Annotated in this window: 6 protein-coding genes and 1 tRNA gene; 5 read left to right on the top strand and 2 right to left on the bottom strand. The window is 43.8% G+C overall.

Annotated features, from left to right (window positions below):
• The first annotated feature begins 6 nt into the window (after positions 1-6).
• From dnaG to R7Q47_RS19875, 4 genes are all read left to right on the top strand, one after another.
• Complete coding sequence (gene dnaG, locus R7Q47_RS19860) at positions 7-1,773, top strand: DNA primase (RefSeq protein WP_005379719.1); 1,767 nt, start codon at positions 7-9, stop codon at positions 1,771-1,773.
• A 99-nt stretch (positions 1,774-1,872) separates the two neighbouring features.
• Positions 1,873-3,735 carry an RNA polymerase sigma factor RpoD gene (gene rpoD / locus R7Q47_RS19865; RefSeq protein ID WP_005395986.1) on the top strand — a complete coding sequence of 621 codons (1,863 nt, stop codon included), beginning with the start codon at positions 1,873-1,875 and terminating at the stop codon, positions 3,733-3,735.
• 155 nt (positions 3,736-3,890) lie between these two features.
• Positions 3,891-3,966: transfer RNA gene (locus R7Q47_RS19870), tRNA-Ile, on the top strand.
• A gap of 262 nt (positions 3,967-4,228) precedes the next feature.
• Positions 4,229-5,032 carry a MetQ/NlpA family ABC transporter substrate-binding protein gene (locus R7Q47_RS19875; protein WP_017633488.1) on the top strand — a complete coding sequence of 268 codons (804 nt, stop codon included), beginning with the start codon at positions 4,229-4,231 and terminating at the stop codon, positions 5,030-5,032.
• Positions 5,033-5,126: 94 nt separating this feature from the next.
• Here R7Q47_RS19875 and R7Q47_RS19880 read toward each other — a convergent pair whose 3' ends face one another.
• The gene (locus R7Q47_RS19880; protein WP_005383040.1) at positions 5,127-5,402 is read right to left on the bottom strand and encodes a hypothetical protein; all 276 of its coding nucleotides are present in this window, start codon (positions 5,400-5,402) and stop codon (positions 5,127-5,129) included.
• 229 nt (positions 5,403-5,631) lie between these two features.
• Between R7Q47_RS19880 and R7Q47_RS19885 the strand changes: the two genes are divergently transcribed.
• Positions 5,632-6,681 (top strand): DUF4382 domain-containing protein, encoded by a 1,050-nt coding sequence (locus tag R7Q47_RS19885; protein WP_318089349.1) that lies wholly within the window; start codon positions 5,632-5,634, stop codon positions 6,679-6,681.
• A 43-nt stretch (positions 6,682-6,724) separates the two neighbouring features.
• Here R7Q47_RS19885 and R7Q47_RS19890 read toward each other — a convergent pair whose 3' ends face one another.
• Positions 6,725-7,444 (bottom strand): SIMPL domain-containing protein, encoded by a 720-nt coding sequence (locus tag R7Q47_RS19890; protein WP_005379714.1) that lies wholly within the window; start codon positions 7,442-7,444, stop codon positions 6,725-6,727.
• Positions 7,445-7,699: the final 255 nt, after the last annotated feature.

A 7,699-nucleotide genomic window follows, 5' to 3' on the forward strand; every position in this document is an offset into this window, starting at 1 on the left:
GGTTTTATGGCTGGACACATCCCTCGCAGTTTTATCGATGACCTTCTAGCTCGACTTGATATTGTCGATATCATCGACGCACGTGTGAAACTTAAGAAAAAAGGCAAAAACTACGGCGCATGCTGCCCTTTCCACAACGAAAAGACCCCCTCATTCAGTGTCAGTCAAGAAAAGCAGTTCTACCATTGTTTTGGTTGTGGCGCGCATGGAAATGCCATCGATTTTTTGATGGAATTCGACCGACTAGAATTCGTCGAAGCCATTGAAGAACTCGCTTCATACTTGGGTTTAGATGTTCCTCGCGAACAACGTAGCGGCGGTAATGGTTCGTTTCAATCAGGCCCACAAGCAAGCAGCAGTGAAAAACGTAACCTATACGACTTAATGGGCAGCATTGCTCAATTTTATCGTAACCAACTCAAACAGCCAGCAAGTAAGGTGGCGATTGAGTATCTAAAAGATCGCGGCCTGTCTGGTGAAATCGTCCAGAAGTTTGGCATCGGCTATGTGGCTGATGAATGGGATTTAGTTCGTAAGAACTTTGGCCAAAATAAAGAAAACCAAGACATGCTCGTCACTGGCGGTATGTTGATTGAAAACGATAAAGGCAACCGCTACGACCGATTCCGTGGTCGAGTGATGTTTCCTATTCGAGACAGACGCGGCCGAGTAATAGGCTTTGGTGGTCGAGTATTAGGTGATGGGACACCAAAATATCTCAACTCACCCGAAACCCCGATATTTCATAAAGGTAAAGAGTTGTATGGCCTTTATGAAGTACTACAAGCGTACCGTGAGCCACCACAAATTTTAGTGGTTGAAGGCTATATGGATGTTGTCGCGCTTGCTCAATATGGCGTAGATTATTCCGTTGCCTCATTGGGAACCTCGACAACGGGCGATCACTTGCAAGTGTTATTCAGGCAAACAAGCACCGTAGTGTGTTGTTATGACGGTGACCGCGCAGGCCGTGAAGCCGCGTGGCGTGCCATGGAAAATGCATTGCCTTACCTAACGGATGGTCGCCAGTTAAAATTCATGTTTTTGCCGGATGGAGAAGATCCCGACTCTTATATCCGACAAAACGGAAAACAAGCATTTGAGCAGCAAGTGTCTAATGCGATGCCCTTGTCTGAATTCATGTTCAGCTCATTGACTCAGCAGGTCGATATGAGCACGAAAGAAGGCATGGCAAAACTGAGTACTCTTGCGGTTCCTCTCATTGATAAAGTCCCTGGCGGCACTTTAAGACTATACTTGAGAGAATTGCTTGGCCGCCGTTTGGGTTTGGTTGATGAACGCCAACTACAGCAGCTAATTTCAAAACAAGGTAAAGAGGATAAAAGGCCTCAACCTCATAAAGAAATCAAGCGAACGCCGATGCGAGAAGTGATCGCGTTACTGATTCAAAACCCACAATACGTAAGTATGGTGCCAGATCTAACTAGCGTTAGAGATTTGCCCATTCCTGGTCTAAGTTTATTTGTTGATGTACTTGATAAATGCCAAGCGCATCCCCATATCAACACAGGCCAATTATTAGAGCATTGGCGAAACAGCCAAAATGAGACCCTTCTGTCTCGTCTCGCGAGTTGGGACATTCCACTCGATGAGGACAACCAAGAAGAAATCTTTTTAGACTCACTGGATAAAATTATTGCCCAGTGCGTAGAAAAACAAATTGAAAACCTGCAGGCCAAAGCAAGAAGTGTCGGTTTATCAGCCGAAGAGAAAAGGGAGCTGCTAGCACTTATGCTAGATTTAAAAGCGTAACCCTGTTTAATTAGTCAGCAACGATTTAATTTGTTATAGTAAGTGGTTTGCATTTCGCATACTGATTCCTTCACCAGATTACGAAGTTGGATACCGTCTATGGATCACAATCCGCAGTCACAGCTAAAGTCACTTGTTATTAAAGGCAAGGAACAAGGCTATCTGACCTACGCCGAAGTAAATGACCACCTACCTGCTGAAATCGTAGATTCAGAACAGGTAGAAGACATCATTCAGATGATCAACGACATGGGCATTAAGGTAGTAGAAACTGCTCCTGATGCTGATGATTTAGCACTGAACGATGACACAAATATTACCGATGAAGATGCAGCCGAAGCTGCAGCCGCTGCACTTTCTAGCGTAGAGAGTGAGATTGGTCGTACAACAGACCCAGTACGTATGTACATGCGTGAGATGGGTACTGTCGAACTTCTAACTCGCGAAGGCGAAATCGACATCGCAAAACGTATTGAAGAAGGTATTAACCAAGTTCAATCGTCTGTTGCTGAATACCCAGGCACAATTCCGTACATTCTTGAGCAATTTGACAAAGTTCAAGCTGAAGAACTACGTCTTACAGACCTAATTTCAGGTTTTGTAGATCCAGATGCTGACGACACCGCTGCACCAACGGCAACACACATCGGTTCTGAACTGACTGAATCTCAGTTAGAAGAAGAAGACGATGAAGACGTTGATGACGACGAAGATAGCGATGACGATTCAGATGATTCTGAAGAAGATGTAGGTATCGATCCAGAATTAGCGCTAGAGAAATTCAACCAACTACGCAGCACCTATCAAAATCTTCAATTAGCAATCAATGAGTACGGCTATAACAGCCCGAAAGCAACCGTTGCTAATGAAATGATGCTAGACGTATTCCGCGAGTTTCGTCTAACGCCTAAACAGTTTGATCACCTAGTGAATGAACTGCGTACTGCTATGGATCGCGTTCGTACACAAGAGCGTCTGATCATGAAGTCCGTGGTTGAATACGGCAAAATGCCGAAGAAATCATTCATCGCGCTGTTCACTGGTAATGAATCAAGTGAAGCTTGGCTGGATGAAGTTCTTGCGTCAGACAAGCCATACGCTGAAAAGATCAAACGTAACGAAGAAGAAATCCGTCGTTCAATCGCTAAGCTAAAAATGATTGAAGAAGAGACTTCTCTAAACGTACAGAACATTAAAGACATCAGCCGTCGTATGTCTATCGGTGAAGCAAAAGCTCGCCGTGCGAAGAAAGAGATGGTTGAAGCGAACTTGCGTCTTGTAATTTCTATCGCGAAGAAATACACCAACCGTGGCCTACAGTTCTTGGATCTGATCCAGGAAGGTAACATCGGTCTGATGAAAGCGGTAGATAAGTTCGAATATCGTCGTGGTTACAAGTTCTCGACTTACGCAACGTGGTGGATCCGTCAGGCAATCACTCGTTCAATCGCGGACCAAGCACGTACGATTCGTATCCCGGTACACATGATCGAAACGATCAACAAGCTAAACCGTATCTCTCGTCAAATGTTGCAAGAGATGGGTCGTGAGCCACTACCGGAAGAACTGGCAGAGCGCATGCAAATGCCAGAAGACAAGATTCGTAAAGTTCTAAAAATCGCTAAAGAGCCTATCTCAATGGAGACACCAATCGGTGACGACGAAGATTCGCATCTAGGTGATTTTATCGAAGATACAACGCTAGAACTTCCGTTAGATTCTGCAACTGCAACTAGCCTTAAGGTGGCAACAAAAGACGTGCTTGCAGGTCTAACGCCACGCGAAGCGAAAGTACTTCGTATGCGTTTTGGTATCGACATGAATACTGACCATACTCTAGAAGAAGTTGGTAAGCAGTTCGACGTTACTCGTGAGCGTATCCGTCAGATCGAAGCAAAAGCACTACGTAAACTTCGCCACCCAAGCCGCTCAGAGACTCTGCGCAGCTTCCTAGACGAATAATCGCAGCGCATACAAGCTTTTAGAAATCAAAAAAGGTGACTTTAGGTCACCTTTTTTATTATCTACTGTTCTAAGTGGATAAAAACTAAGCGCAATTGCCCTAGTTGGTATCTAGACACCTTGCAACGCTTCCCCTATAATCGTTGTCCTATTAAGGCCCCTTAGCTCAGTGGTTAGAGCAGTCGACTCATAATCGATTGGTCCGCAGTTCAAGTCTGCGAGGGGCCACCATATTCCGAAAGGCGTAGCAGGTTAATACCTACTACGCTTTTTTTGTATCTTATATCTTTGGGTACAGTTTCGGTTGCGGTAACTCGTCACTAACCTCGTAATAGCTTTTCCTCTTCCCCTTTTCTTTAACTATTATCTGGCTTTCTATATGTAGCAATGAAACAAAATGTCCGCTCGTGATTTAAACCATTGACCCTCAGACAACTTCTGATAGGATGGACATACAAACGTATGGACGTCTAAAACAAAAAATGGAGCTACAATGAAAAGTATTGGTCACTTAAAGAAACTAGCTTTGATTCTCACGGCAGTAGTCGGCTTAAGCGCTTGTGGAGAAAAAGATGACTCTGTCATTAAAGTGGGCGCGACAGTTGGACCACATGCACAAGTAGTCGAGGCGGTAGCGAAGGAGGCAGCAAAGCAAGGTTTGAATGTCGAAGTCATTGAGTTTTCTGACTACGTGACACCTAATGCCGCTCTTAGCGATGGTAGCATCGATATTAATAGCTATCAGCACCAGCCATTTTTAGACAACTTCAACAGTAGCCATAACGCCCAATTAGTATCAATTGGTCAGTCCATTCTTATGCGTATGGGGCTTTATTCCAATAAGTATCGCTCACTGCAAGAGCTTCCAAACAATGCACGTATAGCGCTTCCAAATGACCCTACCAACGGTGGTCGTGGTCTGTTGCTACTCGCCGATGCAGGTTTAATTGAGCTGAAACAGGGTGTTGGCCATAAAGCCGCCCTAACTGATATCACAAAAAACGCAAAATCATTTGAATTTGTCGAGGTAGATGCCGCTCAGCTACCAAGAACATTAGATGATGTGGACGCGGCTGCGATTACAATGAACTACGTAATGTCTTCTGGTTTAGATCCGAAGAAACAAAGTATCTATCTTGAAGCAAAAGACGCCCCATTAGCAGTCATGGTCATCGCCACTCGTGACGCAGACAAAAATAATGAAGCGTATAAAAAGTTCGTTTCTATTTATCAATCTCAAGCGATTCGTGATTATCTCGATCGTACGTTCAAAGGCACAATCGAAGCAGCTTTTTAATCAATAAAGCAGCGAATACTTTGCCCACGAATCAGATAGAAAAGAGGCTAATGTTTTCTCATAGCCTCTTCTTTTCATTACTCACTAAATCGACTCATTGTCGACTTTCAGCCTCTAACTTCATTGCCAAATAAGCTTGGTCAGCAGAAACCAATTCAGGACGGTTAATCAACTTCCAGAGGAAGTATGGTGGGATTAAAAATACGATGAAGTAGAGTGATTCATGGAAGAAAACATCGGCTATCGTTTGCTGATGCTCCCAAAGTGCCGTCAGTGCGAAGAGCTCTAACATCACGCCTAATACGCCAAAGACGACAGAGACAACAATCGCTAAACCCAGTAGTTCTCTAATAAAGTGCTTGTATGCCATGATACTAATTCCTTCTAGCAATAAGTCATACTAACTTACGCTCATAAGAAAGAAGCCAGCTTGACTATCATCAAACTCCCCTCATCACAGTTAAGAACTTAGTTTTATAAAAAAGGACTTGTATATAGCACCATTGAAGATTGACCTGTCTATCACAATACAATGACATCATTTCTCGACTTTGAGACTAGCCTTTTACATTTATCAGCAGTGTAAACAAGAGGTCATAATGAAAAAATATACCTATCCTTTACTTGCTATCTCAGGTGGTCTTTTATTGACGGGCTGCGGTAGCGACGACTCTTCATCCGATACAGAAGCAGCCACTTTTTCTCTCAGCGTTTCCGATGCTCCTGTCGACGATGCCAGCAAAGTCGTTTTAGCGTTTCAAGATGTTGTCCTTGTACCATTTGACCCTGAAACTGGCGAGCAAACTGGAGAACACATTCTGTTAGATGCTAGTGACAATGGAGCACTACACCAAGTTGATCTAATGGAATATCAGGGAAGCAACGCTAAAACGATCATTCACGAACAGGACATCGCTCCTGGTGATTATGCTATGTGTGTGTACGCTAAAGACGGCAAACAATTAAACGATACAACACTGTCATACGTAGAGAAGACAGACGGCAACATCAAAGGCTTAGTTGTACCTAGCCGAGGCAGCTGTTTTGGTTTTAAACCAGATACGAGCGATCAAGGTCGCTTAAAGTTTTCGCAAAAAGGTCAGTATGTAAAAGTTCATACTGGTCATAATAGCTATGTTGTCGAGTTTGACTTACGCAAAGGTCTGGCGGATCCAACAGGCAAAGATTACATGAACATGAACTCTAATGCGGTAAGCTTAGTAAACGCATCAGAATCAGGTCATATTAGTGGTGAAGTCAGTGAAATTCAGTATCAAGCATGTGAAGCAGACAGTGCCGCATCAAATGCAATAAATGACGTTCCTGCCGTTCACTCTGTTTATCTGTATACAGGTTCAATGGATCGCTCAACCATGGGCGATATGGGTGCGACAGATCCACTCAACGCGCCAGTTGCGGTAGCTAACGTGAATGAATCGCAAGACGAAGAAGGTAATACAACCTACAGCTACGAGTTTGGTTACATCGGCCCGGGTACTTACAGCATTGGCTACACATGTGCTGCGTATATTGATACGCCAGACGCTCATGAAACTTCAGAAGACGGTTTCTTGATTTACCAGCACTACACGCCAGTTGATGTTGTCGAGGCAGAACTGACAACTCAGGACATTAATCCAATTCTTTAAGTCACCACATTAAAAAAGCCGCTCGTACTGAGCGGCTTTTTACTTAGTCAGAAAGGTAATATTGAACCGTCGATACCACTCGCACTTTCTTAATGTAAGGCGTGTTGCTGTCTCGGTCATAAATCGAGAACTGCCCTTGAGTTGCACGTTTGATCTTACCCAGTGAACTCTGTGAGTCTTTCGCAAATTTCTCAGCCACTTCACGCGCATTCTTAGTCGCTTCTTCGATCATGTCTGGCTTCACATCATTCAGCTTAGTAAAGCTGTACTCAACACGATTTGCATAAGGATCTTGGTTAAGCAAAACGCCTTGTTTTCCTAGCTCACCTATTTCATTGATTGCCGCTCGAACAACATCAACACTCTGGCTGTAAACCGTAACGGTTCGCGAGGCTAAATAACGATACTCAATGTCTTGCTCGCTCCCATATTGCTGTGCTTTTCTGTCAATGACCGCTGGGGAAGAAAGGGAAACGCTGGTTTCAGGAAGCCCTTTGGCACTTAGAAAGTCCAAAATCAAACGGGTTTGCTGGTCAATTTCATCAAACATGGCCCCCATATCATTACTCGCTAGAGTAAATTGAATCGGCCAAATCACCGTATCAGCAGGATACTCACGCTCCGACAAACCTTTTACTGTCACGACTCTTTCATAGGCTCGGTATTTCACCGCCGTCTGCTGCATAAAATAGCCAAGGATGCCAAGACCAAGTATCAAACTTAGCCCAATCCAAAGTGCTGCTTTATTGGAAACTCGTTCCATTATTTCCCCCTGATAAATATCAACTTAGCTTAATCTTTGTTCTAGATAAGATAGCCTATCTATTGTTTTAAGAGGGAGACATAACGCGAGTTTTGATTCATAGCACAGTGATATACCGTTTTCTTTAGTCAATAAAGCTTCATTGGTTTGTCACCAAAGGCTCATGCTTTTGCCTCTTAACTGTCATCTGTAATTTCTACTATCCAATCAGCAACTTGTACGCTGAGGTAAATATGGATAGTTCAACCCCTTTTC

It is taken from the genome of Vibrio sp. Vb0349, assembly GCF_033338975.1.

What these genes read in the sequence shown, in the direction of transcription:
- dnaG (WP_005379719.1), top strand. Translation starts at nt 7, where the DNA reads ATGGCTGGACACATCCCTCGCAGTTTTATCGATGACCTTCTAGCTCGA.
- rpoD (WP_005395986.1), top strand. Translation starts at nt 1,873, where the DNA reads ATGGATCACAATCCGCAGTCACAGCTAAAGTCACTTGTTATTAAAGGC.
- R7Q47_RS19875 (WP_017633488.1), top strand. Translation starts at nt 4,229, where the DNA reads ATGAAAAGTATTGGTCACTTAAAGAAACTAGCTTTGATTCTCACGGCA.
- R7Q47_RS19880 (WP_005383040.1), bottom strand. Translation starts at nt 5,402, where the DNA reads ATGGCATACAAGCACTTTATTAGAGAACTACTGGGTTTAGCGATTGTT.
- R7Q47_RS19885 (WP_318089349.1), top strand. Translation starts at nt 5,632, where the DNA reads ATGAAAAAATATACCTATCCTTTACTTGCTATCTCAGGTGGTCTTTTA.
- R7Q47_RS19890 (WP_005379714.1), bottom strand. Translation starts at nt 7,444, where the DNA reads ATGGAACGAGTTTCCAATAAAGCAGCACTTTGGATTGGGCTAAGTTTG.